The sequence below is a fragment of the Salinicoccus siamensis genome (assembly GCF_042429615.1).
Classification (GTDB): domain Bacteria; phylum Bacillota; class Bacilli; order Staphylococcales; family Salinicoccaceae; genus Salinicoccus; species Salinicoccus siamensis.
Genome location: NZ_JBHMAH010000013.1, coordinates 1 through 15,453 on the forward strand (window position 1 = coordinate 1; position 15,453 = coordinate 15,453).

A 15,453-nucleotide genomic window follows, 5' to 3' on the forward strand; every position below is an offset into this window, starting at 1 on the left:
ATGTTTAGCGAGTAACACACACTATAAGAAAAGGTATGCATTCATTTACACATAATTATTGACGGTCCCAATAATTATGGTGATTCAACGAATATTATTTACTATAAGTTAATTGGCTTTACTTTAATCTTTACCACAATTGGTTCCGTTAACAATTTTTTCAAGGAACAATATATTAAAAAGGTTGAAAAAGATGAATTTAATAAAAAATTAATCGAGGAAATTATCCCTAAACTAGAAGGGATAGTGACAAAGGAGTTAGAAACTCAGTTAACATTAAAGTTTGATAACAAACTAGATTTAAAGTACCAAACACTATTTACAAAAAATAATAATGGAAGCTGTGGTATCTACAGATTTATTAAAAAAATTTGCAAGTTGATCAAAAAAATTTAGAGCACTAATAGGAAAATGTTTATTATTTCATTTGTCAAAATAAGCTAGACAGTTCTTTTTCACCCATGTAACTCAAAAATACTTCCAATGGTGTTCGGTAGTTCAATGATTTTCTCGGTATATGGTTTCTTCTTGCAGCGACCGATGCGATAAAAGCGTGGTCGACTGTGTTGAAATCCATATCTTTACGCAGTCCATCCCTTCTGAGCAGGCCGTTGGAATGTTCATTCAATCCCCGTTGTGACGGCGTCCCCGGATCGGCGAAGTAGATGGCCAGGTCATTTCGATTGCTCATCGCCTGCCAGTTGGAGAATGCTTTACCGCAGTCAAAAGTGATGGACTTGAACAGGTTTCTCGGCACCAAGTGACACCACGTATTGATGGCAGTTTCGATATCTTTGGCCGTCCGACCTTCAGGTTTCAATGTGATGATGACTTTCGATAGCCGTTCAACCAGCGTGATGACGGCGCTTTTATGTCGCACACCGACAATAGTGTCGCCCTCCAGATGGCCGAATTCTTTATTGAACGCTGGATAGTCGTCCACCCTTTCTGAAATGTTGCGCCGGACCGTCTGTCGCTCCCGGCGTTCCTTATGATCGTTGGGGTTTTTTTGCCTTTCATTGGCAATGTGGACACATCACAGTCCTTACGCTTGAACATGCGGTACAATGTGCGGCTGGAACACTGTATCTTACGGTCACGCCGGCCGGCAATCACATCCGGTGTCCGGCCCTGGGCCACTTTTCCTGTCACATATGCGTGTTGGTCCGCTGGCAGTCTTGTCCGTTTCCGGCCGCAGCGCTGCTTGTTTGCCTTGTAGCGCTGGTAGTAGTCCAATGCGCTGTGGCCGGCTCTAAAAAAAGCCACAACATTATGGACCGTCTGTCGGGCCCGGCAGACCCGTTTGGAGATTTTTGAAACAGGGATGTTCTGATGAAAGTAGGATGCTATGATGACCAGTTCATCCGTGCTAAAATGGGTGTCGGTCATTCGTGATCACTCCTATGTTTTCTTTGGTTGGAAAACCATTTTGAGTGTATCACGAGTGGCTCTTTCTATGTGTCTAGCTTAATTTTACAATCGGCGATATCAAAAATTTTGTGTTAAACAGAAAATGGTATTGAAGGTAGAATAATAAAGAAACATGTATAATTATTAAGCTGAAATTAATTTTTTGCAGTTTATTATTGTCTATTGGTGATTACTGCGTTTTTACTAAATAAGGTTATGAAGCTAATATAGTGTCAGGAAGAGGTGATGCTATGTTTTTTATAATTATTCTTGGAGGTATCTGCGCATCATTTATATATGCTGTAACTGCATCCGATAACATTTCGATTTTATATCGTAGAAGTAGATGTGATTTATGTTTTCAGAGCTTAAAGCCTTATGAGCTAATTCCGGTAATGAGTTTTATTTTGCTTAAGGGGAAATGTTCCTATTGCAAAGAGAAAATCGATAACAGTTTTATAGTCTGTGAAATTTTAGTAATACTTCTTTATTTACTGCCCATTTATTTTAACCTTTCTCTCAAAGACCTCACATTATATTATTTGATGATTACAATTTTGTTGCCGCTTTCAATCTATGATAGAAAAAATTTAAAAATACCAAATCACATGAATCTTATATTTTTAGTTGCTGGACTATTTTTAACAGATCTATATTATTTAGAACCATTTCAGGACATTTGTATAATTTTAATTTTACATCTATTCTTTTATTTATTTTCAGAGTCAATAGGATATGGCGATATAAAATTGTTTACAGTAATCACTTTGATTACCCCTGTCAACTTCTTTATTTATAGCTTACTTCTTACCTATTTGATTGGAGGGTTATTTGTAATAATACTGCATTTCTATAAAACAAAGTTACCCGCTAAGATCCCTCTGGTCCCGTTTATTACTACGGCTATTATACTTTCATTTTTGTTATATGATGATTTGAATTCTATATATTTTGGAGGCTTCCTATAAGAATGTTAATTAAAGAGATGCACTTTTCGGATAAACCAAGAGAAAGATTGATGATTTATGGTCCTGATAAGCTTACTAATCAAGAGTTGCTTGGGATAATCATCAATACCGGCCACAAAGAGGAGTCTAGTATTGGAATTGCAAACAGAATCATAAAAGATATGAAATCTGTTCGTGAACTGCGTGATCTTACTTATCAGGAACTAATCAGCATTAAAGGTATTGGGGAAGCAAAAGCAATAACCATATTAGCAGTTATTGAACTAGCAATAAGAATGCATACACATTCATTAGAGGAAGATCTTTACATAAAAAGCCCAGATGATGTGAGTAAACTACTTATGGAAAAAATGAGATATTATCAACAAGAACATTTTGTAGTTTTATATTTATCTACCAAAAATATGGTTATCCACCAAGAAACGATGTTTAAAGGGTCTTTGAATACTTCGATAGTGCATCCTAGGGAGGTATATAAAGAAGCGATAAAGAGGAGCGCTGCCGCGATAATATGTGTACATAATCATCCTAGTGGTGATCCTTCGCCTTCGAGAGAAGATATCGAGGTTACAAAACGTTTGTATGAATGTGGAGAAATGATCGGCGTTGACTTTTTAGATCACATAATTATTGGATCTGGTAAATATATTAGCTTGAAAGAGATGAATGTAATTAAATAGCTAGAGGGGAACGATATAATGGGTTTGGATATGTATTTATATCTTGAAGATAATGAAACCAAAGAATTTATAGAATATAGTTATTATAGGAAATTTAACGCTCTTCAGGGTTATTTCGTAGATAATTTCTCTTTAGAGAACTGTGGGAAAGTAGAAATTGAGATAGAAACCGTTAGCAGGTTATATATATTATTAAATGAAATTAGATACAATCCTGAAAAAGCTGAGGTATTGCTCCCTGTTTATAAAGGACCATTTTTCGGGTCATACGAATATGACAAAATTTATCATAACCATATTAACCAAGCCGCATCAGATTTTTACCATGCCAAATTTATAAATTATAATCGATTCACCCTTTACTACACCTCAAATTGGTAATATTAACAAAGTGGTCGAATGATGCAGAAAGAGATTTTAGTCTTACATAATAAGGATGTTATTGAGATGGTACTGCGCAATACTTTTTAAATAATGGTAGGTCCATAATCCTTTGATAGATTCTATGTATTATCTAGAATCTAGATATCATATTCATAAGGAAAACAGGGTGATGTCATCACCCTGTTTTTAAATCCCTTTTGATTTGAAATTATCATTATCCATAGAAATCAAAAATAAAAGATTTATTATTATTAATATATTGACAATTCTAATAGTCTCGAGTAAAGTGATATTCATTCAATTAAATACATTTATCCAGAGAAGTGGAGGGATTGGGCCCTTTGAAGCTTCAGCAACAGGCTGTTATGGTACTGTGCTAAATCCTACAAGCGGATGCTTGGCAGATAGATATCTTTAAGCCATTTGCATTTAGCAGATGGCTTTTTGTTTTTAATATAAAAAGGATGTGGTGGCGTGGCTATTGAAATTACCGATGTCTCTAAAGAATATTTTGTTAAAGGAAAAAGGATAGAAGCTCTGAAAAAGACGACGCTCTCCATTCGTGAGGGCGAGATCTTCGGTCTGATTGGCTTCAGCGGGGCGGGGAAAAGTACTCTGTTGCGCCTGATCAATTTGTTGGAACAGCCGACTACCGGCAGCATCAATGTTAATGGTACCAATTTGGGCAAGTTGGCAGGAAGGGACTTGCGTGTAAAACGTCAGAAGATCGGCATGATCTTCCAACAGTTCAATCTGATTGAAACTAAAACGGTCTACCAGAACATAGAATTTGTGTTGAAGGCGAGCAATTACGACAAGAAGAAGGTGTCGTCGCGCATCGAAGAGTTACTGGCACTTGTGGGCTTGGCCGACAAGATGGATAGCTACCCCAAAAACTTGAGTGGCGGACAGAAGCAGCGTGTCGGCATTGCACGGGCATTAGCCAATGGTCCTGAAGTGCTTTTGTGTGATGAAGCGACAAGTGCACTCGATCCTGATACGACAAAAACAATTCTGAAACTGCTTAAAAAGATCAACAAGGAGCTGGGCATCACCATTGTGTTGATTACCCACGAGATGGAGGTCATTAAAGAGATTGCTGACCGTGTGGGCGTGATGACGGCAGGAGAGATTGTGGAGATGGATGATGTCTACGCGATCTTCAGCCATCCGGAACACGAAGTGACGAAAGGATTTGTTCAGGATATATATGATTTCACCATCCCACCGCACATTGAACTGAACAGTGAATCTGAAGTGATCACCATCAAATTCCTGAATGAATATGCGGAAGCGAACTATGTAAACCAACTCTACCGTCATTTTGACTGCGATATAAGCATATTGAATGGCCGCATCGAATATATCCAGGATATGCCTCTTGGATTTCTGATGCTCCACATCAAAGGCAGACAGGAAGAGATCACTAGATTGAAGCAGTTCATCGACGACTCAAAAGGAATAGAGAGGGCTGAAATATATGGATAGATTGATAGAAATTACACCGCTGCTATACCGGGCACTACTCGAAACGACTCTCATGGTATCGATATCCATATTCTTTGCGGTGCTGCTCGGACTCCCGCTCGGTGTATTGCTGTATGTGACCGCCAATCCGCTGCTCTATAGGATAAAACCACTGAATCAGTTTTTAGGGGCGCTGACGAACGTGATCCGGTCCTTCCCTTTCATTATATTGATTGTAGCGATCATGCCGATTGCGACTTGGCTGACAAACAGCTCCCACGGGCCGGTATTTGCCAGTGTGGCGCTTTCGTTAGCCGCTGTGCCGCTATTTGCGAGACTGGTGGAGACAAGCTTCAATGGCGTGGATAAAGGGGTGATTGAAGCGAGCATTGCTGGGGGCGCATCACTCTGGCTGATCATTACGGATGTGTTGATCCCGGAAGCGAAGCGGGGAATCACCCAGGCGATTACGCTGACGATCATCACCATCGTCGCCTTCAGCGCCACAGCAGGTGTCGTCGGTGGGGGCGGCATCGGAGATCTTGCGATACGATATGGCTACTATCGCTATGATACTGTGACGATGATTGCCACTGTCATCATTTTGATTATAATTGTCCAGCTCATCCAGATAATCGGGGACTATTTGAGCCAAAGAGAGGAGAGGAATTGATATGCGTGGGATACTGATATTCCTTCTGTCAACACTTGCTGTCATCATAGGCAGCAGCGCGCTGCTCTACGAAGGGGAGGGGGAAGTGATCACAATCGGCGCTTCCACCGGCCCCTACAGCGATATGGTGAACTTTGCATTGAAGCCAGCACTGGAAGAACAGGGCTACACGGTCGAAATCGTGGAGTACACCGATTATATCCAACCGAACAATGCTCTAAATAACGGGGATCTGGATGCGAATCTTTATCAGAATAAATCGTTCATGGCTGACTTCAATAAGGAGAATGGCACGGATTTCCATAACCTCATCCAAGTGCCGACTGCGCCTATGGGACTCTATTCCAGCGAATATGATTCATTGGATGAAATAGAAAATGGCAGCGAAGTGGCACTTCCCTTGGACCCCGTCAATTCTTCGAGGGGGTTCCAGACGCTTATGGACGCGGGGCTGATTGAAATTGCAGAGGATGCCAATTTACTTGCGATCGAAGAAAAGGATATATTAAAAAACAATAAGAATCTGGAATTCGTCTACCAGGATTCAGGGCAGCTACCGAGAAGTGTGGATCAGATCGGATTATCACTCGTGCCGGGAAACTTTGCATTGGCAAGCGGTATGGATTTGGCGGATGCGCTGCAACTTGAAGATATGAATGAGAATTTCAGGAATCAGATTGTCGTCAATGCTTCAGATAAAGACAGTAAAATGGCAAAAGATCTCATTGAAGCAGTCGAGTCGGAACATTTCAAACAGACGATAGATGAACAATTCAAAGGATTTGATAAACCGGAAGGAGAATGAAGATGAATAAACTACTCTCGAGCATCCCTGACAGCTATTTCAAGTCGGCTATGGCCGGAGAGGAAGCATTTGGCCCCCTGCCGCTGATCAACCTCGCAGTCGGCATTCCGGACGCCGAGACACCTGAACCCATCCTAAAGCGAGCAGCCGAGGCACTCTATCAGCCGGAAAATCAACGATATGGTCAATTCCGGGGGAAACAATCATTTAAGGCTGCAATCATCGATTTCTATAAGCGGGGATACGGGGTGGAACTGGAAGAGGAGAATATCGCGCTACTGTACGGCACCAAGAGTGCCCTGGTGCAGTTTCCGATGATGTTCATCGAGCCGGGGGAAGGCGTCTACCTGCCCAATCCAGGTTATCCGGATTATGCAGCAGGCGTCGAGTTGGCGAAAGGGGTGATCTATGACCTGCCGCTTCTCGCAGAAAACGGATATCTGCCCGACTACGATGCGTTGGATGACGAGGAGCAGGCCAATGCACGGCTGATGTACTTGAATTATCCGTCTAATCCGCTTGGCGCGGTTGCGGACCGCGCCTTTTTCGATCGCACGATAGAGCGGTTTAAAGGAACAGGAACCCGCATAGTTCATGATTTTGCCTACGCCCCTTTTTCATTTGAGGAGAAGCATCCAAGTATTCTTCAGAGTGAAGGCAGCCTTGACTGTGCGATTGAGATATATTCCTTGTCGAAAGGGTTCAACATGTCGGGGTTCCGCTCAGGTTTTGCTGTAGGAAACAAGGAAATGATCAATGCAATCAACACTTATCAGGATCATACCCAAACAGGCATGTGGGGCGTGGTGCAGGAGGCGTCTACCGCAGCCCTCCGACATGCTGGGGATATTCTGCCCGTCCAGAAGGATACGTTCTCCAAAAGGAGCCGCCTGGTTACAGAAGCATTGCTGGAGATGGGTATTCCGATCAACCCGATTAAAGGGGGGATATTCGGCTGGATCCGCGTGCCGGAGGGGTTTGACGGCGAGACGTTTAAGGCCTACCTGCTCCGTGAATGTTCCATCCTTGTCACTCCAGGAATTCCATTCGGCTCGCGAGGAAAATATTACATCCGCATCTCCCTGGCTGTAGGTGAAGTCGAGCTGAAGGAAGTGATCGAACTGTTCAAAGCGCTTCAGAATTTATGGAAAAATGACATTTTACATTAAATAATCTACATTATCCCCTTGAAAGCGAACAATTAAACATGTAACATAATAATTGTAATGAAAATGACATAATAGGCGATTGATGATTATGTCATCTAAAACGCCTTTGATAGAACATGTATACTTACTGTTCTAGATATCATATATATTATTATCTTATCTGTTATGGAGAGGTCCTCGGGCCTCTCCTTTTTATTTACATATCCTTTATCAGCAGTGCTTGATTGTGGTATTCTTTTAATCAGATACCAACAATCAATGGAGGCGCTCGATCGTGAACAGGCTTTTCAACCGTAATCGTATGCTGATCATACTTTTTGGCATTATTGTATTAATACTTCTAATAGGTTTCTCGATGACGGATCGGAATTCCGTCACTAAGGCGGAGCAGTTCACTGGCGATCTGACAGCAGGTTCGCAGGTCGTCATAGACGCGCCGGTCGGATTCATAGGTGGCATCATCAATAAGATCTCCGCCAGTTTCAGTGCTGTTGAAGAGAACGAGAAACTACATGCACAGCTTGAAATGCTGCCGCAGATGCAGGCAGATCTGGAAGGTCTTGAAGCGGAGAACGAGGAGTTGAGGGAAACTCTGGATGTCAGTTCCAGACGCTCCTACGAAAGTGTTGATGCCCGTGTGATTTCAAGGTCACCTGACCAGTGGATGGATAACTTCACCATTGATAAAGGGGAATCCGACGGCATAAAGGAAGGCATGGCTGTGATGACCACAAAAGGGCTGGTCGGTACTGTGGTCAGGGTCAATGGCAACTCAAGCTATGTCGAGATGTTGACGGCCTCCTCAACAGGCAATAACCTCTCAGTTCAAGTAACCCACGAAGACGAAACAGCATATGGCAATATCCGCAGGTTTGATGATGAACGCAACCTGCTTGTGGTTGAGAACATTAAAAACCGCAGTGGACTTGAACGCGGCGATGAAGTCTTCACGAGCGGCCTGGTGGGGAGCCTGCCGGAAGGGCTGATCATCGGCAAAATAGTTGAAGTCGAAAATGACGAGTATGGTTTGAGTCAAAATGCCTATGTGCAGCTGAACAGTAATATGGATGATATCGACCTTGTTCATGTCATCAAAAGAAATCCGGAGTCAATGGAGGAATGATATGAGAACACTTATGATTTTCCTCTGTGCCTTCCTATTCATGTACATCGACTTTACTTTTGCGGAATTCAGTCCGGCATCGATCATTGGAGTGGCGGTCTATTTTGTGCCCCGCACCTTACTTATCTTCATATTGCTGCTGTCGATCTATGTAGGGTCAAGGATGGGGATATTTTTGGCGGTGGTCTTCGGAGTGATGCTCGACATCTACATAGGGTCCCTCTATGGCATACACACCTTCGGGATGGTAGCGTTCGTTGTATTCATGCACACCGCCTTCCGGGTCTTCCATAGAGATTTCGTCGCCATGGCATTTGTCGTACTGCTGTTGATTTTCTTCTACGATGCATATATATATGCGATCTATTCCGTACTTGGCATGATCGATATGCCATTGTTTGATTATACGGCCCTTAGGTCAGTGCCGAGCATGCTCATCAATGCGCTGCTCTTTCTGATTGTTTTTGTCGTGGCACGCAAAGTCGCCAGGGTCAGGAAAGAACTCCTCAAACAGGATTGACAGCACCATCTGCTGCTGGTATAATGCAGAGGTTGGTGATAATGTAAACATCAACCGCTCAGTTGCAGGTTCAAGCGATTACCATCCACCTGCAGATGGCGTGTCTTATTTTATATTAGGAGGTGTAAGTATGTTTGCAATTATCGAAACAGGTGGTAAACAAATTAAAGTTGAAGCGGGTCAGACTATCTATGTCGAGAAGATCGACGCAGAAGCAGGTGACACATTCACTTTTGACAAAGTACTCTTTGTAGGTGGAGATTCAGTTAAAGTTGGTGCCCCTACTGTAGAAGGTGCAACTGTAGCTGCAAAAGTTGAAAAGCACGGCCGCGGTAAGAAAATCGACGTCGTGAAATTCAAACGCAGAAAGAACTACAAGCGTAAACAAGGTCACCGTCAGCCATATACAAAACTGACAGTTGATAAGATAGACTTCTAATGATTAATGTAGAATTCCATATAAATGATGATGGACAGGTCACTTCCTTCAATATGGAAGGCCATGCCATGTTCGGTGAGTATGGCAGCGACATCGTCTGCGCAGGTGCTTCGGCAGTTGTCTTCGGTTCCGTAAACGCCATACTCAATATGACGGATGCAAATCCCTCAATCGATATGGAGGAGGAAACCGGCTACTTCAATTTCGAAGTGACGGACCCAGATGATGAAAAACTCCAGACTCTATTGGAAAGCATGATCATATCACTTAAAACAATAGAAGAAGAATACGGTGAAAACATCAAATTATCATTCAAGTGAGGTGAAAGCAATGCTTAAACTCAATCTGCAATTCTTCGCATCCAAAAAAGGTGTAGGTTCAACGAGGAACGGACGTGACTCTGAATCCAAACGCCTTGGTGCCAAAAGACAAGATGGCCAGCATGTAACAGGCGGCTCCATACTTTTCCGCCAACGTGGAACTAAAATCCACCCAGGTGAGAACGTTGGACGCGGCGGAGATGATACTCTATTCGCTAAGATCGACGGCGTTGTAAAATACGAGCGTTTTGGTCGCGATAAAAAGCGCGTTTCTGTTTATACCGAAGCGAAATAATGAACGAGTGGACATCAGCAGAGCTGGTGTCCTTTTTCATTAAATGAGCGGTGTACGATATGATATAATATTTTAAGGATAGGGGTGAGACTATGTTTATAGATCAGGTTGGTATATTCATAAAAGCCGGCGATGGCGGAAATGGCCTCGTCGCGTATAGACGTGAGAAATATATTCCGATGGGCGGGCCTTCAGGCGGCGACGGCGGCGATGGTGCGGACATCATATTTGAGGTCGACGAAGGACTCAGGACATTGATGGACTTCCGGTATCAGCGCCACTTCAAGGCGAAGCGCGGCGGTAACGGAATGAGTGCGAATGCCCACGGAAAAAACAGTGAGCCTATGGTACTGAAGGTGCCACCAGGTACAGTAGTCAAGAAGAAAGAAGGCGGAGAAACATTAGCTGATTTGACCCAGCACGGCCAAAGGGCCGTCGTCGCCAAAGGCGGACGGGGTGGCCGCGGAAATTCCCGCTTCGCCACGTCAAGGAACCAGGCGCCGGACTTTGCCGAGAATGGGGAACCGGGCCAGGAATTTGATGTAGTGCTTGAGCTAAAGCTACTGGCGGACGTTGGTCTCGTAGGTTTCCCGAGTGTCGGAAAATCAACGATACTCAGTGCCGTCACAAAAGCGAAGCCTAAAATTGGGGATTACCCCTTCACAACCATCAAACCGAACTTGGGCGTCGTGGAGACGGGGGACGGCCGCTCATTTGTCATGGCGGATCTGCCCGGACTTATTGAAGGTGCCTCGGAAGGCACTGGGCTTGGCCATCAGTTCCTGAGGCACGTCGAGCGGACTAAAGTCATCGTTCATGTCATCGACATCAGTGAAGTTGAAGGACGGGACGCAGTAGAGGATTATGAAACAATCCGTAAAGAGATGGGTCTTTATAATGAAAGCCTGCTCAAACGGCCTGAAATCATCGTCCTCAATAAAACTGACCTCGTGGAAGACGAGGGCACTTTCGAGAAGTTTGCTGAAGCAGTGGGGAAAGACAAGGAAATATATCGCATCTCGGCTGCCACTCGTGAAAACTTGGATAATATGCTCTACCGCGTTGCGGATATGCTTGAGAAAGCTTCCACAGTCGAAGAAGTCATCGAAGAGACTGATCACCGTGTCGTCTACCGGCACGAAAAAGATCCTGATGCATTTGAGATTACACGTGATGATGATGGTGCCTATGTCGTATCAGGCGATTCCATCGAGCGCATTTTCAAAATGACCGATTTCAACCGCGATGCAGCCGTGAGAAGATTCGCAAGGCAGATGCGGACCATGGGCATCGACGATGCCCTGCGTGAGAAAGGCATCCAGACGGGCGATACAGTAAGGATTCTGCGCGGTGAATTCGAATTCGTAGAATGATGGTGATTTAATGTATCAGTATATAAAAGGCACGTTAAAAGAAGTTGCACCACAGAATATTACAGTAGAGACTGGTGGGATCGGCTACCTGATCATGGTGCCGAACCCATTCCGTTTTGAGAACAGAGACGAAGAGGAAGTGACGGTCCATACCGAACTGATTGTGCGGGATGACAGCCACACATTATACGGGTTTGTGACCATGGATGAAAAGGTCCTCTTCCAATCTTTGCTTCAAGTGACCGGCATCGGCCCGAAAAGTGCACTGGCGATACTTGCCGCTTCGAGTCCGGAAGAGATCATCGATGCGGTGGAAGCTGAAGATGAGAAGTACATGCAGAAATTTCCGGGTGTCGGAAAGAAGACGGCAAGCCAGATCATACTCGATCTAAAAGGCAAGCTCGGGCATGTCAGCGTGGCATTGCCTGCGCCTGACAAAGGCGGCAGCAACCACCATATCCAAGAAGCCATGCTTGCACTTGAAGCACTGGGGTACAGCAAGCGGGAACTCAGAAAGATTGAAAAGAACCTCAATCAGGAGCATTTCGAATCAGTCGATCAGGCCGTTAAGCGTGGTTTGAAGTACCTAGTTCAATAATGGGGTGTTACTATGGACGATCGTATTTTAGATGAAGATAGGCAGAATCAGGAAGAACAGGTGGAAATGTCACTGCGCCCTGAATTTTTAAGCCAGTATATCGGACAGAAGACTCTGAAGGATAACCTCAAAGTCTTCATCGAGGCGGCAAAGATCAGGGGAGAGGCCCTCGACCATGTAATACTGCATGGACCTCCGGGCCTTGGTAAGACGACGCTTTCAAATATAATCGCAAATGAGATGGGTGTAAACATCCGTACAACCTCAGGTCCTGCCGTGGAACGTGCAGGGGACTTGGCTGCCATCCTGTCGAGCCTTGAAACGGGGGATGTGCTGTTCATCGATGAAATTCATCGTCTGCCGCGCGCAGTGGAGGAGATACTCTACTCGGCAATGGAGGATTTCTTCCTTGATGTCGTTATCGGTAAAGGTGAAGAAGCGAGAAGCATCCGCATCGATTTGCCACCCTTCACTTTGGTGGGGGCCACGACCCGTTTCGGCAGTCTTTCGGCTCCGCTTCGGGACCGCTTCGGGGTACAGTTGCGACTCGAATATTATGATGTCGATAGCCTGATGACGATCGTGAACCGCACAGCGGAAATATTTGAAGTGTCAATCGACCCCGACAGCACAGTGGAACTGGCCAAGCGTTCAAGGGGCACACCGCGTATAGCCAATCGATTGCTACGCCGAGTACGGGACTTTTCCATAGTCAAGGAAGAGCCATCCATCACTTTGGAAACGACCGATCATGCTCTTAGAGTGCTTGAGGTGGACCCAAGCGGCCTCGACCCGGTCGACCATAAAATTATGAACACAATCATACATACTTATGGCGGCGGACCGGTGGGACTGGAGACGGTAGCGGTCTCCATCGGTGAGGAAGTGGTGACGCTCCTTGATGTCTATGAACCTTATCTGATCCAGCAAGGCTTCTTAGAACGCACTCAGCGTGGTCGCCGGGCCACGGCAAAAAGCTATGAATACTTCAAAGATGACACACAGCCAGATATATCGAGAAATGGGGAATAAGTTTGAAACTCGAAGAATTTGATTTCAACCTGCCACATGATCTGATCGCCCAAACCCCTTTGAAGGATCGGGCTTCAAGCAGACTATTGGCATTGGAGAAGAAATCAGGGACGGTCTCGGATAAGACGTTTGAAGATGTTATCGACTTCTTCAACCCGGGAGATGTACTCGTTTTAAATGATACAAAAGTACTGCCGGCAAGATTATACGGCGTCAAAGAAGAGACGGGCGCAAAAATAGAAATGCTTCTGCTGAAGCCGGTCGCAGGGGGTTATGAGGTGCTGGTGAAACCAGCTAAAAAGATCAGCCCAGGTACGGTGGTAAGCTTTGGTGACGGCCTGCTTAAAGCAGTGTGTACAGACTCATTCGATGAAGGCATCAAGCATGTCGAACTGAAATATGAGGGTGTGCTTGAAAATGTACTCGATGCCCTTGGAGAGATGCCTCTGCCTCCGTACATCAAGGAGACGCTTGAGGATAGAGATCGCTATCAGACTGTTTATGCGAAGCATTCAGGCTCAGCGGCTGCACCGACTGCAGGATTGCATTTCACCGATGCGCTGCTGGAGAGGATCAAGTCCAAAGGTGTACATATCGCCTACATCACACTGCATGTCGGTTTAGGTACATTCCGTCCCGTCAGTACAGAAGTGATTGAAGACCATAAGATGCATTCCGAGTTCTATATAATGGATAGTCCAACAGCGGAACTGTTGAACGCGGTCAAGTCAAAGGGCGGCAAGATCATCAGTGTAGGGACGACGAGCACGAGGACATTGGAGACGATCGTCAAGGACCACGGTAAGTTCACTGAAGCCAGTGGATTCACTGATATCTTCATCTATCCCGGCTTTGAATACCGGGCGATCGATGCCCTGATCACAAACTTCCACCTGCCTAAATCTTCGCTGATGATGCTGGTGAGTGCATTCAGTGATAAAGAGACGATCATGGCGGCATATCAGCATGCCATCGATGAATCATACCGGTTCTTCAGTTTTGGCGATGCAATGATTATATATGAGGATGAAACTTAGATGGCAATCAGATATGAACACATTAAGACATGTAAACAGACCGGAGCCCGTATAGGCAAACTCCATACACCACACGGCACTATAGATACCCCGATATTCATGCCGGTCGGCACTTTGGCGACAGTCAAATCAATGACCCCGGAAGAACTTGCGGATATCGGCAGTCAAATCATTTTGAGCAATACCTATCATCTGTGGCTGAGGCCGGGGAGCGATATCATCAAAGAGGCAGGCGGTCTCCATAAATTCATGAACTGGGATAAGCCGATCTTGACCGACTCAGGTGGATTCCAGGTATTCAGCCTGAGCGATAGACGCAAAATCGAAGAAGAAGGTGTCCACTTCAGGAGCCATCTGGATGGCTCGAAGCTGTTCCTGAGTCCGGAGAAGGCGATGGACATCCAGCATGACCTCGGATCGGACATCATGATGGCGTTTGATGAATGTCCACCTTTCCCAGCTGAGGAACGATATGTAAAAGATTCGATCGAGCGTACAAGCAGATGGGCTGAGAGGTGTCTCGATCATCACATCAAAGGTGGCCATGACCGCAACCAGGCGCTATTCGGCATTGTGCAGGGTGGAGAATATAAGCACTTGCGTGAACAAAGCGCAAAAGATCTGGTCAGCATGGATTTCCCTGGATATTCCATCGGCGGATTATCCGTCGGGGAACCAAAACCCATCATGTACCGTGTGCTTGAGGAGACCGTACCACTGCTGCCGGAGGACAAACCGAGGTATCTGATGGGCGTCGGCTCTCCGGATGCCCTGATAGAAGGTGTAATCAGAGGCATCGACATGTTCGACTGCGTGCTGCCGACCCGTATTGCGCGCAATGGCACAACCATGACTTCAAGGGGCAGGGTTGTCGTCAAGAACAAGAAGTTCGAACGAGATTTCACGCCGCTTGACCCCGGCTGCGATTGTTATACGTGCCGGAACTATTCAAAGGCGTACCTCAGGCATCTATTCAAAGCAAATGAAATTCTGGGATTAAGGCTTACGACTTACCATAATCTTTATTTTCTGCTAAAATTGATGGAAGATGTTCGAACTGCGATTTTAAATGATCAATTAATGGACTTTAAAGAAGCATTTTTCGAATCATATGGATTGAATGTTGAAAATCCAAAAAATTTCTAAAGAGGAGAAGATTT

General features: G+C 44.9%; 17 protein-coding genes, 1 pseudogene, 1 riboswitch and 1 other annotated feature. Of the genes and pseudogenes, 17 read left to right on the forward strand and 1 reads right to left on the reverse strand.

Annotation, left to right across the window (positions count from 1 at the left end):
* Positions 1–430: 430 nt before the first annotated feature.
* Positions 431–1,389, reverse strand: a pseudogene (locus ACFFLE_RS05950) (IS30 family transposase).
* A gap of 272 nt (positions 1,390–1,661) precedes the next feature.
* On the opposite strand from ACFFLE_RS05950, the gene ACFFLE_RS05955 reads away from it, so the two are divergent.
* From ACFFLE_RS05955 to tgt, 17 genes are all read left to right on the forward strand, one after another.
* The gene (locus ACFFLE_RS05955) at positions 1,662–2,378 is read left to right on the forward strand and encodes a prepilin peptidase (RefSeq protein ID WP_380570222.1); all 717 of its coding nucleotides are present in this window, start codon (positions 1,662–1,664) and stop codon (positions 2,376–2,378) included.
* 2 nt (positions 2,379–2,380) lie between these two features.
* Positions 2,381–3,058, forward strand: a complete 678-nt coding sequence (gene radC / locus ACFFLE_RS05960; RefSeq protein ID WP_380570223.1) for a RadC family protein — start codon at positions 2,381–2,383, stop codon at positions 3,056–3,058.
* A gap of 18 nt (positions 3,059–3,076) precedes the next feature.
* On the forward strand, positions 3,077–3,439 hold the full coding sequence (locus ACFFLE_RS05965) for a hypothetical protein (RefSeq protein WP_380570224.1): 363 nt from the start codon (positions 3,077–3,079) through the stop codon (positions 3,437–3,439).
* 311 nt (positions 3,440–3,750) lie between these two features.
* Positions 3,751–3,853: riboswitch (SAM riboswitch) on the forward strand.
* A gap of 63 nt (positions 3,854–3,916) precedes the next feature.
* The gene (locus tag ACFFLE_RS05970) at positions 3,917–4,930 is read left to right on the forward strand and encodes a methionine ABC transporter ATP-binding protein (protein ID WP_380570225.1); all 1,014 of its coding nucleotides are present in this window, start codon (positions 3,917–3,919) and stop codon (positions 4,928–4,930) included.
* On the forward strand, positions 4,923–5,582 hold the full coding sequence (locus ACFFLE_RS05975; protein ID WP_380570226.1) for a methionine ABC transporter permease: 660 nt from the start codon (positions 4,923–4,925) through the stop codon (positions 5,580–5,582). Before ACFFLE_RS05970 ends, ACFFLE_RS05975 begins: the two co-directional genes overlap by 8 nt.
* Before the next feature lies 1 nt (position 5,583).
* The gene (locus ACFFLE_RS05980) at positions 5,584–6,387 is read left to right on the forward strand and encodes a MetQ/NlpA family ABC transporter substrate-binding protein (RefSeq protein WP_380570227.1); all 804 of its coding nucleotides are present in this window, start codon (positions 5,584–5,586) and stop codon (positions 6,385–6,387) included.
* Entirely contained in the window at positions 6,384–7,556 is a 1,173-nt protein-coding gene (locus ACFFLE_RS05985) for an aminotransferase class I/II-fold pyridoxal phosphate-dependent enzyme (RefSeq protein WP_380570228.1), read from the forward strand. The genes ACFFLE_RS05980 and ACFFLE_RS05985 overlap by 4 nt, the downstream gene beginning before the upstream one ends.
* Before the next feature lie 274 nt (positions 7,557–7,830).
* Complete coding sequence (gene mreC, locus ACFFLE_RS05990) at positions 7,831–8,679, forward strand: rod shape-determining protein MreC (RefSeq protein ID WP_380570229.1); 849 nt, start codon at positions 7,831–7,833, stop codon at positions 8,677–8,679.
* Between the two features lies 1 nt (position 8,680).
* On the forward strand, positions 8,681–9,199 hold the full coding sequence (gene mreD / locus ACFFLE_RS05995) for a rod shape-determining protein MreD (protein ID WP_380570230.1): 519 nt from the start codon (positions 8,681–8,683) through the stop codon (positions 9,197–9,199).
* A gap of 42 nt (positions 9,200–9,241) precedes the next feature.
* Positions 9,242–9,315 (forward strand) — a sequence feature (ribosomal protein L21 leader region).
* 14 nt (positions 9,316–9,329) lie between these two features.
* Positions 9,330–9,638, forward strand: a complete 309-nt coding sequence (gene rplU, locus ACFFLE_RS06000) for a 50S ribosomal protein L21 (protein ID WP_380570231.1) — start codon at positions 9,330–9,332, stop codon at positions 9,636–9,638.
* A complete protein-coding gene (locus ACFFLE_RS06005) occupies positions 9,638–9,958 on the forward strand; it encodes a ribosomal-processing cysteine protease Prp (RefSeq protein WP_380570232.1) in 321 nt (106 codons plus the stop codon). The genes rplU and ACFFLE_RS06005 overlap by 1 nt, the downstream gene beginning before the upstream one ends.
* A gap of 10 nt (positions 9,959–9,968) precedes the next feature.
* On the forward strand, positions 9,969–10,253 hold the full coding sequence (gene rpmA, locus ACFFLE_RS06010; RefSeq protein ID WP_380570233.1) for a 50S ribosomal protein L27: 285 nt from the start codon (positions 9,969–9,971) through the stop codon (positions 10,251–10,253).
* Positions 10,254–10,345: 92 nt separating this feature from the next.
* Positions 10,346–11,626: a GTPase ObgE gene (obgE, locus tag ACFFLE_RS06015; RefSeq protein WP_380570234.1), complete on the forward strand. Its 1,281-nt coding sequence runs from the start codon at positions 10,346–10,348 to the stop codon at positions 11,624–11,626.
* A 10-nt stretch (positions 11,627–11,636) separates the two neighbouring features.
* Positions 11,637–12,224 (forward strand): Holliday junction branch migration protein RuvA, encoded by a 588-nt coding sequence (gene ruvA, locus ACFFLE_RS06020; RefSeq protein WP_380570235.1) that lies wholly within the window; start codon positions 11,637–11,639, stop codon positions 12,222–12,224.
* A 12-nt stretch (positions 12,225–12,236) separates the two neighbouring features.
* On the forward strand, positions 12,237–13,256 hold the full coding sequence (gene ruvB / locus ACFFLE_RS06025) for a Holliday junction branch migration DNA helicase RuvB (protein WP_380570236.1): 1,020 nt from the start codon (positions 12,237–12,239) through the stop codon (positions 13,254–13,256).
* Between the two features lie 2 nt (positions 13,257–13,258).
* Positions 13,259–14,293, forward strand: a complete 1,035-nt coding sequence (queA, locus tag ACFFLE_RS06030; protein WP_380570237.1) for a tRNA preQ1(34) S-adenosylmethionine ribosyltransferase-isomerase QueA — start codon at positions 13,259–13,261, stop codon at positions 14,291–14,293.
* Positions 14,294–15,439: a tRNA guanosine(34) transglycosylase Tgt gene (gene tgt / locus ACFFLE_RS06035; protein WP_380570238.1), complete on the forward strand. Its 1,146-nt coding sequence runs from the start codon at positions 14,294–14,296 to the stop codon at positions 15,437–15,439. It abuts the gene before it with no gap.
* Positions 15,440–15,453: the final 14 nt, after the last annotated feature.